The organism is Bradyrhizobium sp. 14AA, assembly GCF_054185205.1.
On sequence record NZ_JAVAYM010000010.1, the window covers coordinates 29,982 to 43,289 of the forward strand.

Genomic DNA, 13,308 nt, shown 5'->3' on the forward strand with positions numbered 1-13,308 from the left:
TATCGCGCAGCGTTCGAGTTGCGTAGAGAGCGTCAGGGGCCGGCAGATCAAGGCGGCCGTCCTTAGCGAAAGGTCGGACGATCCATCGCCAACAGCCGACTTTTGCAACAAAATCGGCCCTTAGCCGATCTTCGGCTTGGCTGACAACGCCAAATGCCCCCGGATGGGCACCTGTTGATCTGAATCAATGGCGCGGTTTTGCGTGGATGCTTCTTTTGGAATTTCTACTTTGGCGTGCCGACCTGACCCCATTCCTCAAAACGGTTGTCTAACACAACAAAGGGTGCCTCCATGATCGCGATCGATCGACGTGTTTTGCTTGTTCTTGGCGTTGCCGTATCGACGTGCTTGGCAGCCGCCGTACCATCGCGCGCACAATCCATATCACCCGCGGAAGCGCAGCAGATCGCCACCGATGCCTATGTCTATGGCTATTCGCTGATCACGACTGAAGTGACCCGCGCTCAGATGAGCAACGTGCCAAAGGTCGAGGGGTTCACAAGCCCGACTGGTCAGTTCGTCAACGTTCCGCGCTATCCGCCTGCGGACTATCGCGGCGTCTCCGCGCCCAACGCTGACACGCTTTACTCGGTTGCTTGGGTCGATCTTGCGGAGCCGCAGGTATTCAGTCACCCAGACATGGGCGACCGTTTCTATCTCTTTGAGCTTACCGATTTGTGGATGTCGGATTCAGAGTCATCGCCGAGCAAGCGGACTGCAAGCGGAAAGGCAGCCAACTACTTGTTCACCGCGCCGGGCTGGAAAGGTGAGGTGCCGGCGGATATGAAACATTTTCCAATGGCTACGCGCTACATGGTCATTCTCGGCCGCACATATGCCGATGGCAGCGAGGTCGACTACAAGGCCGTCAACGCTTTGCAGGCACAATATAAGATTACGCCTCTTTCCGCTTGGGGAAAGCCGTATACCCCTGTGACACCGCCGGTAAATCCGAGTCCGGGTTTCAGCATGACCGACAAACCGCAGTCGGTCATTCTTGCTATGGGAACGGAGGGATACTTCAATTTATTGGCTAAACTGATGGCATCCGCGGCTCCGGCGCCTGCGACGGATGCACCGATACTCGCGAGCATGGCGAAGATTGGTATCGAGCCTGGGAAGCCGTTCGAGATGAGCAAGTTTGACCCAGCTGTTCAGCAAGCATTGAAGGACATTCCACAGACAGCACTGAAGAAGATCGAGGCAAACAAGGAAAACCTTGGTGGGATAGTCAACGGCTGGTCGATTACCAAAGGGTTAGGTACCTACGGCCCTTCCGATTACATGAAGCGAGCGGTGGTGGCGGCATTTGGCTGGCCTGCCAATCAAGAGCGTGACGCTGTCTATCCGAACACCGAAAAAGACTCGGCTGGCCAGAAGCTGAGCGGTGCGAACAAGTACACGTTGACCTTTCCAAAAGATGCAACGCCGCCCGTCAACGGTTTCTGGTCATTCACCATGTATATGATCGACCAAGGCTGGTGGTTCGTCCCAAATCCACTCAACAGGTTTACCGTGAGCATGCGGGACAATCCGAAGTTCAATGCCGACGGGTCGCTGACGCTATACTTCCAAAACGAGTCGCCGGGCGCAGAGAAAGAAGCTAACTGGCTGCCCGCACCGAAAGGCGATTTTGTCCTAATGCTGCGGATGTACTGGCCAAAAGAGACTACCCCTTCCATCATTGATGGAAGCTGGAAAGTGCCGCACGTCGTCAAGGTCAACTGAGTTAAAATAATCTCCGCCGGCGCGCGAAGCACAGCGCCGGCGGAGTTCCCTGCGCGCGAAGTCGCTACGGACGGCCGCTTCCGGCCCTTCAGCGACATCGGAAGATTGCTGCTTCTCGGCCGCTGTTGCGGCCTAAGCGGACGTCAGTGAGCCAGCCCCTTAATGAGTACACGCCCTACCTCGACCTCCAACATCTTTGGGCTTGATACAGCTAACATAAGGATTGTGTGCGTATCTTGCCTTGGAAGCGGAAGTCCGGCGCATCTACGCTTCCTTCTTCGGCGTCTGCGCCGCAAAATGCCACACGCTTCCCTCCTTGTCGGCCTATGGGGATCGACCAAAGACTCAGAGGATGAAGAGAGTCTGGATGACGAGACGATCGACGCGGATTTCTATGCGAAGTCGCTCCGCAAGGCGGTAGAACTTTGCATCGAAGAGGCACATCGCTCGACCGCCACACCCGAAGGAGAAACAAAACGAACCGAATCGCACCGGTCTCGAGCACCGCGATCTGCTGGTAGGAGAAGGGGCCGCAATTGAGGACGCCTCCGCCTGCTAGCAGTGTGGGACGATTAGATTGGAAAATGCGCGTATGCATGCAGCGTTCTACCCGATTGGACCCGTCTCCCTTCTTGAGTTGTTCCTGTAGCGGCGGCAAGTTTCAAATGCCAGCCTCGGTGCGATGACAACCGGAACATTCTAGAAGCCGGCGTAGAGCGATTGGCGGCGAATTCAAACGAGGGGCTTCTTCTCGGCGACGATGTGTACGGCTTAGACTTTTCCGTGAAACTCGGCTCCTCCAGCGGCAGGCCGCGAAAGCATGTGGATCGGCCGCCTCGTTTGCGTTGGCAACCGGCCGCCGCGCTCCAACGTTGCGATCAGTCCTAATTGCCGGCGGTGCGCCCGGAAATCGCGTTCGGCGCATCGGCACGCGGCTTCAAATGCAGCGCGGACAGTCTCGAGATCGGCGGCGCCATTAGCGCAAAGCCGACGTTCGGGCTGACCGTATGTCCCAGAAGAGCCAAATCGAGCATTACGGAATGCGCATTGTCGAACACGATCTTGAAAAGCAACCGCTGCGCTAAAAAGGGTGACTCGCTATCGTTGTCAATTCTTCTCCCAAGCCAGGAACGCCCCCGTAACAACCGAGTTAAGCCGACAAAACCCACTTGTGAGGGAGACAGCCATGGCTCGCGCAACAGCCCATCCGGATCATCAATGCATCTCAAGCGAAGACATCCAAGGAACCGAGGTTTATGGAGCAGACGGGAAGAATATCGGTGAGATTGATCACCTCATTATCGACAAGGTGTCAGGTCGCGTAGCTTATGCCGTCATGAGCTTTGGCGGGTTTGTCGGGTTGGGTCACAGCCATTACCCCATTCCTTGGGCCGCGCTGACATTTGATACGTCGCGTGGTGGTTTTCGAACCAATATCACCGAACAACAGCTGAGGGACGCACCTGAGTTCAGTGATGACTCGTGGCAGGATCGAGACTGGGAAACGCGCACCCACCAGTATTACGGAACGCCTACGTACTGGGAGGCGCGACCGGGTGGCCTATAACAGTAGGCATCTTAAAATTCCCGATCGTGAGTGCCAGTCTAGGCGGGCTGCTCCCGTTGGCTCGTTGGCTTAGAATATATGCTGACGCGTCGCGCCTGATTGGTCGCGAAGCCACAAGCCAGCGTAGCACAGCAGCTGACGCCCTATGGTCTCGTCAGCTCGCAGCTGACATTCCGCTCGGCGTTGATTGACTGTAGACAGATAGTTGCTTCATCCGCGCTTGGCTGAATAGCCCGCGGTCACCTCGTCCTTGTGGGCGGCGAAGGCTTTCAGGACTTCGGCCTTCTCGCCCTTCGGGACCTTGAAGCGGTCCAGGCTCCGTCCGAGCTCCGCGGCGACCTCATCGAACTCTGCCGGGGAGATCCGGAGGTTGCGGTGGGCCTCCTCGAGGCCGTGCGGCGTTGCGCCGGGTCTCGTCGCTGTGAACTTGAAAGGCCCACCCGAAACGTCGCAGACCCATAGCGTGCGCATGAACTTGAGGCCGGGAAGCCTTTCCAGGCTCTTGGTGTGCCATTCTCGCAGCTGCGGATTCTTGGACCTTTGGCCGACGATGGGATTCTTCACGATGGCGTCGCTGAAGTGATCCACGACCGCTGCGATGGCGAAGACGCCGCCCAGCCGCTCGTACAGGCTTTTCTCAGGCGTGGTTTGCCTGTCCTGTGCGTAGGCCTTGTTCGCACTTGCCAACGACAGCGGGATAGCAGTCATCGCCAAACCTGCGACGATGCGTCGTCGGTTGATAGACGTTGGAAGAACCCTTGTCATTGATGTCTCCTTGGGGATTGCTCGAAAGCCTCACCTTGTCCTCCGGTACCAGCGGGTGCGTCCCGCATGGTTCGGGTGCCCGATGCGTCTGATCGGCGCTCCCGTACCTCCCTCGTTGGATGGCTTTGAAGGGAAAACGTTCCCGTCAAAATCAAATTGACATCCCGCTTGCCGGCTTGCCGCCCGATCGGACTGTCAGCGATGCACCACCAGCCAAGCGATGATGTTCGGCCAGATACGCGTAAGCCTCCCGTCCTCCAAGGATTCCGAGGTGTTGCAATGCAACCCCGAAAGGTCGCGGTGCCCGTGACCAGGCGCAACTTTCGGCTCTGGCGATCAAAAAGCTGGACGTCAGCTCGATCGCCGCAAGCGGTCTGTTTACTCCGCGAAATGTCGCCTGTCCGCCCACCGCGGACCTATGATGAGGTCCGCTATGCGCCGCTATCAGCGGGCACAGCGAACCTCATACCCGCCCTAATTCAATCGCGGCCCCACCCTCCTAGCAGTCCTCCCCCGCCGTCGCCTTCTGCTGGGACGGTGCGGGCTCGGCCGCTCCGGCCGTGGCCTTCTTTGATTGTTCAGTGGGCGCGGGACGGGTTTGCTCGACCGTGCCTGCCGTCCGATCCGGTTGCCGCGCGGAGGGTGCCGGCTTGGTCGCCGTTGATTGCTCGGCAGCGGTAGGCTGGCTCTGCATCTGGCGCTGCGCGTCATCCGACGAGGTGGCGGTATGCTCTGAGGCCTTGCCCATCGAAGATGTCGGCGGATGCTGCTTGGAATCAGCTACTGTGGAACCAGTGGTTTGTCCGGTATAACCCGGGACATTCCCCGATCCTGCATCGCGGCTCGCCATGTTGCAGGGACCGGCATAGACAGAGGTGGCGCCGAAGGCGAGCAACGCACCCACGATCATAAATCTGTTAGCGATCATAGCGTTTCTCCTCAGTTAGGACTCTGGAGGATTGAACAAAAGTATTGGGCTTTCCGTTCCGGGTGTGTGAACTCAGCGCCCAAATTGACGAATGGCTGAGTTCACCCGTGCCTGTTTGGCGATTTCGTCGGTCGAGTAGGAGAGCATCGCCTAAGAACGGCGAACAGATTAAGCCACTGGGCTCACCACATTTCGCTGCCAAGCGGCGCTACCCCTTACTCGGACCGGCCTTCAACCGCCGCCCGGGTCGCACCAGCTTGCTTGGCGCACTCCATTCGGTCGCGTCATCGGCATCGGCGATCTGCGCCACAGCGGATCGAACGGCTCTCCGTGCCTCAGCCAAGAAGCCGATTTCGCCGGAACATGAAACCGGTCGGAGTGAACCTTCTGGCCACCTCGAGCGCGCGGCTCTCGCAGCTTTCCAGCGCAATTTTCTGGGAAAGCATGACGTCTCCGATTGGCAGCTCGCCCATCGGCAGGAAACACAGCCCGATTGTCGGACGGTCCTTTTCATCGATCTCGCAGACATTCGTCATGGCGCCCGGGTAGATTCTGTACTGCTTGCCCGTGTCGCCGCCGACGACCTCGAAATAGCCCTTTGCCGCGAACTGCGTCCGTTGCGCCGGCGATAGCCACTCTCGCAAGAGCCGCAGCGAGCGGCCCTCCGGAGTACTCTCGGCACCGTGTCGTATGAGGAGAGCCCGGATGGCTCTCATGCGCGAGCGTTCACCCGAGCGAGACGGCCTGAAGCCAAACATGGTACGGACCGATCACCCGCCGACCAGCCTAGGGAAGAACACAGTTTCCTCCGCGTTCGGGTCGAACGACCGGATCTGCGAGACCTGACCCGGACTCGTCCGGGCCGCCGCGGTGAAGCCGGCATTGGTGAGCTCGTAGAACCGCCGCTCCGCCCTCGCTATCTCTCGTTCGTCGGCCGGATCGAAAAGGTGACGGCTGTCGCCGGTACGGTCCATCACGATCTGGATTGCCATGATCATCCTCCTCGGATTGCTGATGGCCAAGGACCTGATCCAGTATCCGGCCGAAGTCGCGGACTTTCAAGAGAAGATGCAGTCGCAAACGTCAGGCTTGCTTGCTACAGTCCGTCTAACAGTCGCACATTTATCCCGCGCGCCCCGTTTTGAATATTTGTTGTTATTTTCATCAGCTGTAAATTTCCGGCCCGGCCTCGCATTTGCCGGCAGATCGTGCCCGTCTGCTCGACGTCGAGTGTTGCTTTATCGCGCCAAGGAGCGCGGGGCGTTCGCCGCCCGCATGGCCGGTCACGGCATCGCCACCCATCACCTGAACGACACGAAGTCGCGATGCGCAGCGAGCCTGCGCACCAGGCTCACAAAGGACGCCTGATCCGATGCTCCCCACGACATCGCAATTGGACAACGAGCGCCCCGCTCGGAGCGCCAGACGTCGCACTACTCGCCACGCTCCGCCTGCTCGCATGATCAAGTTGACCGATACGGGGCGGATCACACCTTACAAGTGGGTGCATCCGACCGAAGAGCGCTAGAGCTTTGTCTGGGCATCAAAATACCGGGCGTCATGTGGAATCTATAGCGTTAGGCCGCAGCATGAAGCAGTTGATATCCGCCCTTACGCCGACCCGGCGGCGGCCGCGCGCAAGCTCCTCAAGCTCGACGCCGCCGTCGAGCCGGTCCAGGACGGCCGCATCCACATCGAGAAGATCAACGCGCCGTTCCTCTAGCAGAAACGGCTGCAAACGCGACAGGTGCCGAATTCGGCGCTGGCCTCAAGTTTGCGATCGAGAGAGGCTCGCTCAAGCTGCACGAGAGCGACACCTATGTGAGGCTGATGCCGCTGGGCCAAGATTTGCTCAAGCAGGAAACCAGGGAACCGGCTGGTCATTGTTGTCAGCTGGCTCGCCGCCCGAGCCGCGGAGCGGCCCCGGCCCATATCAGCGTTGAACCCCTGCGAGCCGGGGCCGTTTCTCTCACTCGCTGTCTAGGCCGGTCCTTGCAGCGGCCGGTGGCAAATATCGGTGCGGAGAGCGCCTATTTACGCTCCGCCCACCACACCAGGAGCAGCGCCATGACCCAGCGTCGTCGGCATCGATCTAACGCAACGTTCCAGCTTGTGCGGGGGCAATGATGGATCATGGCCGGGTCTGACAACCAGACCGAAGCTAGAGAATCCAAACCTGCCCGGCTGGAGGAGTTGCGGCGGGTCATTGAGGAGTACGCAGCCGAGCTGCGCGCCATCATCCAGAAGCTGCGCCGCAAAATGAACTAAGGTGGCCGCTGCGGGTGGAGTTGAGGCCAAGATCCTGGGCCAGCCAGGCGTCGCGGCGAGCCCAGGCCCAACAACTTGCATCGGCGCCGGGTAGCTTGCGATTGGGCAACCGACCTACCTCGGATTTGCAGACGCAAAAAGGAAACGCCCCAGCCCGCCGGAGGCGACCTGGAGCTTAGTCGCGGCAACAGGTCTTGCGAAAAGGATGGCACGCAAGACTGATCATTGAACTGACCGAAGGGGCTCTCGTTTCTAACAGGCGACGGCCCGCACGCTGCCGAAGGTCATGAGATCTCGGACGCTCTGAAGGATTTGTCGAGGGCCAGCTTGGCCGCTCGATCGGCGTGCAGCTGGCGCTTCCGCTCCGGTCCTAAAACACCAGGCTCACCAACGAGACCGCGAGCGAGCAGCAGACCGCAATTCCAAGGTATGGCAATGCAATTGTCATCGGTCCCTCGCTGACGAAATCCCGACGCTCAAATCAAGCTGAGATTCGCATATTCGCGGCCGCGTGACTATCTCATTGTCATGCCCAGCACATTCGAGTTCTGCCTGCCGACCACGACCGTCCTGACGGCCCCCAACTGGTTCCACAAGATCAAGTATGACGGCTATCGCCTGCGCGTCGAGCGCACCGGCCGCAGCGTGCGTCTCATCACCAGGAACGGCCACAACTTGGAACGACCGCTATCCCTGGATCGTCCAGGCGCCGCTGCGCAACCGCGAGCAGCACCTCGTCATCGACTGTTGGTCAGGGCGAATACAAGATCCACGATCTCGAGAATATCGGCGATACCGATCTCTGGTTTACGACCGTGGAATTTCTCGACAGTGCCAATAAATCGCTGAAACCCAGGGTGCCATAGCAGGAAAATAATGGCGGAGATCCCGGCCATCCACTACGTCAAAAGTGACGACGTCCATATCCCGGCTATTGGCGGAGTTCACTGCGTAGCAGCCATTCCATCATGGATTTGCCGCAGTATCGGTGAGGCGTTACATACCGCCCATGGAAGCTCTAACGCAAGTTCCCCAGGCGCACGCCAAAGTCGCGCATCAGTTGTTGGCGGTGTTGCAAGGTCCTCATCAGAATGACGTTGCCAGATGCTGGAAGAACTCGGGCACCGCGTGGTCGGCGAGCCCGTCGCTGCTCAGGCGACGCCCCCTCCTCCGCAAACCGGTCTCGCACGACGAGTTGAGGATCACGATCGACAAGATATTCGAGGCGGCCTAGTACGGTCCGCGAGGCAGCTGGCGAACTGCCCGCGATGGCATCGTCACTTTTGATCGGGCTTCTTAGCGGCAAGGGCGCCGGGCGTTTCGCGTGCTCAACGCGATGACGGTCATCGACCTCACGCGGTATTTCTCGCTTCAGTGCAACGTCGGCTTCAACCGTGACCAGCCAATCCGCCGCATCCCCTCGCGGATAGCGCGCAAGACCAGCGCGAGGGTTTCAGCCCCGGTCAGCACTTCCACTTCGCCGTTCGAATGAATACGAAAGCCGACGCGCGGCTCGCTCTCAAGCAACATCGGTGACGTCGTCTTCTTTGTCATCGACCTTCACTCCCTTACTCACAATGCCCGCAGCCGCGATGCGCCCAGCAGCCCAGGCCGGATCAGCAATCTCCTCGAGGGCCGCGCGAACAGCATCCTCGACAAGTTCAAAACATTCTTCCTGCCGACGCATGGCGAGCAGGTAGGCAGTCTCGCCAGGCAAGTTGAGGAGTCGGTTGCGCATGGCCAGCAAGATTTGCTCGAGGTAGCGCCGGACAGAGTCGAGCTCCGCAACTTCGCCGGCCTCGATAGCGTCCTGGCGCTCTTCGCGGCGACGTTTCGCGGCGACAAGGCGAGTGCGCTCTTCGGTAAGCTTGTTGCCGGCCGTACCCCCACGACCAGCAGCAACTGAGCGCAAGTGCGTCAGAACTTCCCGCCGCACTTGGTCGAGATCGTAATTGCCCGACGACTGTCGCGTAATCGTGCCCTCGGCAAGATACTGATCGAATTGGGATCGCGAGCAGCAGATGTGCGCCGCCGCCTGAGCGATTGTTGCCATTTTCCTACCGACCCCTCTTTTTGTACTATACAGTACAAATATCGTGCGCGCAAGTGCGACCCGCAGTGGCCCCGGGCTCGGGAAGGACCCCGGTCACTGTCCGAAAGCCCCGGCACGACAGCAGAAAATCAACAAAGCTCTGGACTTGGCAGATGAAATCATTGACGAAGCGCCGTTCGTCGGGGCTGTAGTCTGGAACGGGGTCGCCATCGTCTCCGGGATATTCCACCAAACACTTCATCGACTTACTGTTCAAAAGCTCAACGAAGAGCTGGCGCGCAGACTGATCGATGGTGCAGTCGTCAATCGACCGCTGCAATTCGGCGGCGAGTTCGCGAGCTTGATCTTCATCCAGCCCATCCTCATTGCTCGTGAACCAATGCCGGCACATCCGGCTATCGTCCGGCGCAACGCGGTTAGCGTAGTCAGTAAGCGCAAACCACCAAAGCGGCGCCACTCGCCACCATCCGTTAGCATTTCCAACGATATCTACACCCATCTCTCTCGTTTCGGAGTTGGGACTGATTTTGCCGAGCATAACGCGTCCCATCGCCCTGCAGAGCGCAGCGGGAATCCGCCGCACTTGTTCTGTAATCAGTTCTCGTTTGGGAAAGGGGGAATGTGGGGAATGCTAGAACCCGTAACTCCGAGAATTTCTCAAAAACCAGCAAGAACCCACGTCTAAAATTCGCTCACTTTCCTGCAACGAGGCTGTAAACTTTCCCCTCTTTCCCCTCTTTCCCCTCTTTCCCCTCTTTCCCCTCTCTCCCCCTTGAGGGCGGCATCTCCCATCAGTTCGACGACGAAAACGGATCCTCATCATTGTCTCCGGACGCCCCCTGCAACCGGCAGTCTTCAGCCGCCCCACGGATCTCGATCCGATATAGATTCTGCTGATGACCAGGGACGCGGCGCAGGAAAGCGACGCGGTCTTCGATCCACGTCGGGCGGCCGGTCAAATGCTTCTGGAAGAGCTTGCCGATACCCTGCGCGGTCGCCTTATCGACCGCTTTCTGCGCCAACTCCGCCAATCCGTCCGCAAGCTCAGCGGCATCCTCGTCGGTAGCGACATTGTAGTCCGAGAGCAGCGATGCCACTGACCGCGCGGTGAACTGGTCCTCACCAAACCGCGCCCAGAGGGCGGTCAGGACGCGCGACGTCGTGCTCGCTTCCTCGTCCTGGGCCTCGCCGGCCAGGAGGAGCTTGCCGCAATCGAAGTCAATGCCGGCGAGGCCTGCCGTGTATTCAACCGGCCAACCGGCCAGCTTCCACCAGCCCTTGAAGCGCGTCTTTGCCTGTTGATCACCCGGTCGGTTCTGAATGCCGGCAACCAGAATCAAATAGAGCGCCCGAAGAACACGCGCGCGGTTCGCCTGCGTCCAGTCCACAGGATCGCTGTGCTTGAAAACACGGTTCTCCGGATCGGGCCGATCGACATTCAACGACAGGATGAACGACCGGCTTGCCATATCGCCGCGAGGCGCAATCGAGTTGCCGGTGAAGACCTGGATGGTCGACGCCGGCACGGTCTCGAACATGGAAACGCCTAGCACGCGATCCGAGATCTCGGGCGCAGTGAGCGCGGCTTCGATATGGGGACAGCTGATCGTGGATCCACGACCGATGTTATCCCAGATCAACACACCGACACCTTGACGCAGATACGAGAACAACGCTTTTTTTCGCTCCTCCGCGTTATCGGACCAGGCGGCCGCAGCAGCAGGTCGGCCGAGAATTGCCGCGACGATCATCTGAATCAACGTCGTCTTGCCGCCACCGCGCTGGCCCGCAGTGACGAAGAACGCGGGACGCTCCGGGAGCAGCGCGCGCTGCAACAGGGTTATTGCGAGAACAATGACGACACATTTGCCGGCATCATCGAGAGCCACATCAACGAGCCATTCACGCATCAGAAATTCCAGCGCCACGCGAGCCTCGTCGTCCGTCGGCTTGCCGGCAGGCAAGCACGCACGCAGGGCGGGATCGATGCGATGCACAACACCGAGAGCCCGATCGAGGCCATTTCCGTCGATCACTCGTCCGGTTGCAGTCACGAGCGGCGCCTGATTGATTCCGCGAACAACGGGCATCTCGCTGTCTGCATAGTCAAAGAACGCTTTGATGAACGGCAATGGCGTTGCCGCGAAATAGTTAGGTCCATCTTCGCAGACCTTCTCCCAGCGGAGATACTTCTCGATCAGCATCTGCAGGCTGCTCGCCGTCAACTCGGTGATCACCGGCTGGGTCGGCGCCTTCATCAGCTCATCGGGGCGAGCGGTCGCGTTTGCCGAACCGGACGTCAAAAGATGGAGAGCCCATGGCTCCTTTTCGTCGATCCGAACAGGAACACCGTTTGCGTTGCGCATCGGAGGTTCGGGGCTGTCGTCTTTTGCGAGAACATCGTCGATGAAGGTGACCGTCGGCAGCAATTCCTCATTGGCGTACGGAAGCGGACGAACGATACGGGCATCGGTCGTCGCCTTCGCAAAAAAACTTTCTCGCGCTTGGCTCTTTCGTTCAGCGAGTTCGCTCTTCATTCGCGCCTTGATTGTACGCACGCTCGCGCCAGCGGCCTTTGCCACCGACGCAGCAAAGTCGTCGAGCTCGTCCAGCTCGAGACTGGCTTGAGCGAGGATCGCCATCGCATGATCTACCATGCCGGCGGCGGGTCCGGCGGTGACGATCGCCTTTGCTGATGCCAGATCGTAACGCAGGTAATAGAACGAACGACCATGAGCAAATGAGTGGATCACAAGATCGCCGTGGCCTCCTCCCAGGACCATGGCTTTGCACCTGCCGTACGACACGCCCTCCATCGGATCGGCAAGCGTTTCATTCACGTAACGCTCTGGCGTCGCCAGCACGGCGCCGACGGTGACGCCGCCAAGGCGATCGAACTCCAACTCAATGTCCGGATAGAGCACGCCCTGGTGTCGCGCTTTAATCAAACGCAATGCGGTAGAGATCGGCGTGCCTGACCGAGCTGAGACAGCCTTGGCGAGATCTTGGTCGTGCTTGTTCGCGATCTCGGCGGCGGCTTTGCTCAAAGCTCGCTTGCTGTCAGCCTTGGCCATGCTGATCCGGTGCCGATCGTACTCGGTCAGCGCCGGCACGACGCGGCTGGTGTCAATCGCCTGGCCGTCAAAGACGCGAGGCTCTCGCTTCGAAGAGTTCTGGACGAGCGGCGGGACGATCAAGGGAGCACCCTCGAAGCACAAGCGCTCGCCAAAGCCCACCATGCGATCCACGATGCTCCGCTCGAGCAAGGTGCCCGCACGGCTGATCATGTGCCAGCCGAATCCATTCAACCAGCACCAATCGTGCAGATCGTTCAGGAAGCGCTTGATGTCGCCACCGTCAGCGACGAGCAAGTAGTGATGTTCGCCATCCGAGCCGGGGATCCAATCACCAGTGTCCGCACGAGACAGCCCCGCGCTCGTGCTGGCGCGGCTCACGCGGGCGGCAAGCGCGAGATCGGGAGCGATCGTGAGCAGGCACTCCCACATGCCGCCGTTGGAAGCGATCTTGGCCTTGACTTCCGGCGGCATGCCCTTGGAATCAAAATCGATCAGGACCCAGGACGGCACGCTCGACCGATAGTCGATGAAGTCGCGGGTCCGGGAAATGCAACCAGGGCTCTCGTTGATGCGGTCCTTCGTGACGATGTGGACGGGGGCGGCGATGCTCTTCGCCAGCGAGCCGAGCGCAATCGCTTGATTGGGACGACAAGCCACGATGATGCGCGCGAGCATAGCTGCGGTGGCGGCGAATGCGCGCGCAGCCATGCCCTTGCTCATCCAGCATTTCGAACCGTCGCTGTTCAGAGAGCCGTCGTCGTTCAACGACAGCCGCTTCGACATCAGCGACGGCTCGTCCATCTTCGTGATCAAGGTCAGTTGTGCGCCGGTCAGATCGACCTGACCGCCGACGTCGTCATCGCTCTGCGCGATGTCTTCGTCAGCTGACTGCGAAACGATGTCAGTAGTGCTCATTGTCGCT

At 59.5% G+C, this 13,308-nt stretch carries 14 protein-coding genes; 4 read left to right on the top strand and 10 right to left on the bottom strand.

The genetic code is table 11. The features are described from left to right. Positions 1-291: 291 nt before the first annotated feature. Complete coding sequence (locus tag RAD15_RS19240) at positions 292-1,728, top strand: DUF1254 domain-containing protein (RefSeq protein ID WP_458179703.1); 1,437 nt, start codon at positions 292-294, stop codon at positions 1,726-1,728. Positions 1,729-2,612: 884 nt separating this feature from the next. On the opposite strand, the gene RAD15_RS19245 is transcribed toward RAD15_RS19240, so the two are convergent. Further along, on the bottom strand, positions 2,613-2,927 hold the full coding sequence (locus tag RAD15_RS19245; RefSeq protein WP_458179704.1) for a hypothetical protein: 315 nt from the start codon (positions 2,925-2,927) through the stop codon (positions 2,613-2,615). On the opposite strand from RAD15_RS19245, the gene RAD15_RS19250 reads away from it, so the two are divergent. Continuing rightward, positions 2,915-3,295, top strand: coding sequence for a PRC-barrel domain-containing protein (locus RAD15_RS19250; RefSeq protein WP_458179705.1), 381 nt, complete (start codon positions 2,915-2,917; stop codon positions 3,293-3,295). The two genes, RAD15_RS19245 and RAD15_RS19250, sit on opposite strands and share 13 nt — an antisense overlap. Before the next feature lie 210 nt (positions 3,296-3,505). Here the strand turns inward: RAD15_RS19250 and RAD15_RS19255 are convergent, their stop codons facing one another. The 4 genes from RAD15_RS19255 to RAD15_RS19270 form a co-directional block, all read right to left on the bottom strand. After that, positions 3,506-4,003 carry a group I truncated hemoglobin gene (locus tag RAD15_RS19255; RefSeq protein ID WP_458179706.1) on the bottom strand — a complete coding sequence of 166 codons (498 nt, stop codon included), beginning with the start codon at positions 4,001-4,003 and terminating at the stop codon, positions 3,506-3,508. 556 nt (positions 4,004-4,559) lie between these two features. Then, entirely contained in the window at positions 4,560-4,988 is a 429-nt protein-coding gene (locus RAD15_RS19260) for a hypothetical protein (RefSeq protein ID WP_458179707.1), read from the bottom strand. A 335-nt stretch (positions 4,989-5,323) separates the two neighbouring features. Beyond that, positions 5,324-5,704, bottom strand: a complete 381-nt coding sequence (locus tag RAD15_RS19265; protein ID WP_458179708.1) for a hypothetical protein — start codon at positions 5,702-5,704, stop codon at positions 5,324-5,326. A gap of 54 nt (positions 5,705-5,758) precedes the next feature. Then, positions 5,759-5,980, bottom strand: a complete 222-nt coding sequence (locus RAD15_RS19270) for a hypothetical protein (protein ID WP_458179709.1) — start codon at positions 5,978-5,980, stop codon at positions 5,759-5,761. On the opposite strand from RAD15_RS19270, the gene RAD15_RS19275 reads away from it, so the two are divergent. Both RAD15_RS19275 and RAD15_RS19280 read left to right on the top strand, forming a co-directional pair. Then, positions 5,979-6,356 carry a hypothetical protein gene (locus RAD15_RS19275; protein WP_458179710.1) on the top strand — a complete coding sequence of 126 codons (378 nt, stop codon included), beginning with the start codon at positions 5,979-5,981 and terminating at the stop codon, positions 6,354-6,356. The two genes, RAD15_RS19270 and RAD15_RS19275, sit on opposite strands and share 2 nt — an antisense overlap. Positions 6,357-7,121: 765 nt before the next feature. Further along, positions 7,122-7,256, top strand: a complete 135-nt coding sequence (locus RAD15_RS19280) for a hypothetical protein (RefSeq protein WP_458179712.1) — start codon at positions 7,122-7,124, stop codon at positions 7,254-7,256. Between the two features lie 737 nt (positions 7,257-7,993). Here RAD15_RS19280 and RAD15_RS19285 read toward each other — a convergent pair. The 5 genes from RAD15_RS19285 to RAD15_RS19305 form a co-directional block, all read right to left on the bottom strand. Next, positions 7,994-8,152, bottom strand: a complete 159-nt coding sequence (locus RAD15_RS19285) for a hypothetical protein (protein ID WP_458179713.1) — start codon at positions 8,150-8,152, stop codon at positions 7,994-7,996. Positions 8,153-8,627: 475 nt separating this feature from the next. Continuing rightward, entirely contained in the window at positions 8,628-8,810 is a 183-nt protein-coding gene (locus RAD15_RS19290; protein WP_458179714.1) for a hypothetical protein, read from the bottom strand. Next, complete coding sequence (locus RAD15_RS19295) at positions 8,776-9,309, bottom strand: hypothetical protein (protein WP_458179716.1); 534 nt, start codon at positions 9,307-9,309, stop codon at positions 8,776-8,778. Before RAD15_RS19295 ends, RAD15_RS19290 begins: the two co-directional genes overlap by 35 nt. Before the next feature lie 25 nt (positions 9,310-9,334). Next, on the bottom strand, positions 9,335-9,847 hold the full coding sequence (locus RAD15_RS19300; RefSeq protein WP_458179717.1) for a hypothetical protein: 513 nt from the start codon (positions 9,845-9,847) through the stop codon (positions 9,335-9,337). 253 nt (positions 9,848-10,100) lie between these two features. Continuing rightward, a complete protein-coding gene (locus tag RAD15_RS19305) occupies positions 10,101-13,301 on the bottom strand; it encodes a hypothetical protein (RefSeq protein ID WP_458179718.1) in 3,201 nt (1,066 codons plus the stop codon). Between the last annotated feature and the right edge of the window lie 7 nt (positions 13,302-13,308).

Excerpts from the sequence above, each read along its gene's own strand:
- RAD15_RS19240 (WP_458179703.1), top strand. The coding sequence starts at position 292 with ATGATCGCGATCGATCGACGTGTTTTGCTTGTTCTTGGCGTTGCCGTA.
- RAD15_RS19250 (WP_458179705.1), top strand. The coding sequence starts at position 2,915 with ATGGCTCGCGCAACAGCCCATCCGGATCATCAATGCATCTCAAGCGAA.
- RAD15_RS19255 (WP_458179706.1), bottom strand. The coding sequence starts at position 4,003 with ATGACTGCTATCCCGCTGTCGTTGGCAAGTGCGAACAAGGCCTACGCA.
- RAD15_RS19260 (WP_458179707.1), bottom strand. The coding sequence starts at position 4,988 with ATGATCGCTAACAGATTTATGATCGTGGGTGCGTTGCTCGCCTTCGGC.
- RAD15_RS19265 (WP_458179708.1), bottom strand. The coding sequence starts at position 5,704 with ATGAGAGCCATCCGGGCTCTCCTCATACGACACGGTGCCGAGAGTACT.
- RAD15_RS19275 (WP_458179710.1), top strand. The coding sequence starts at position 5,979 with ATGATCATCCTCCTCGGATTGCTGATGGCCAAGGACCTGATCCAGTAT.
- RAD15_RS19270 (WP_458179709.1), bottom strand. The coding sequence starts at position 5,980 with ATGGCAATCCAGATCGTGATGGACCGTACCGGCGACAGCCGTCACCTT.
- RAD15_RS19280 (WP_458179712.1), top strand. The coding sequence starts at position 7,122 with ATGGCCGGGTCTGACAACCAGACCGAAGCTAGAGAATCCAAACCTGCC.
- RAD15_RS19285 (WP_458179713.1), bottom strand. The coding sequence starts at position 8,152 with ATGGCCGGGATCTCCGCCATTATTTTCCTGCTATGGCACCCTGGGTTT.
- RAD15_RS19290 (WP_458179714.1), bottom strand. The coding sequence starts at position 8,810 with ATGACAAAGAAGACGACGTCACCGATGTTGCTTGAGAGCGAGCCGCGC.
- RAD15_RS19295 (WP_458179716.1), bottom strand. The coding sequence starts at position 9,309 with ATGGCAACAATCGCTCAGGCGGCGGCGCACATCTGCTGCTCGCGATCC.
- RAD15_RS19300 (WP_458179717.1), bottom strand. The coding sequence starts at position 9,847 with ATGCTCGGCAAAATCAGTCCCAACTCCGAAACGAGAGAGATGGGTGTA.
- RAD15_RS19305 (WP_458179718.1), bottom strand. The coding sequence starts at position 13,301 with ATGAGCACTACTGACATCGTTTCGCAGTCAGCTGACGAAGACATCGCG.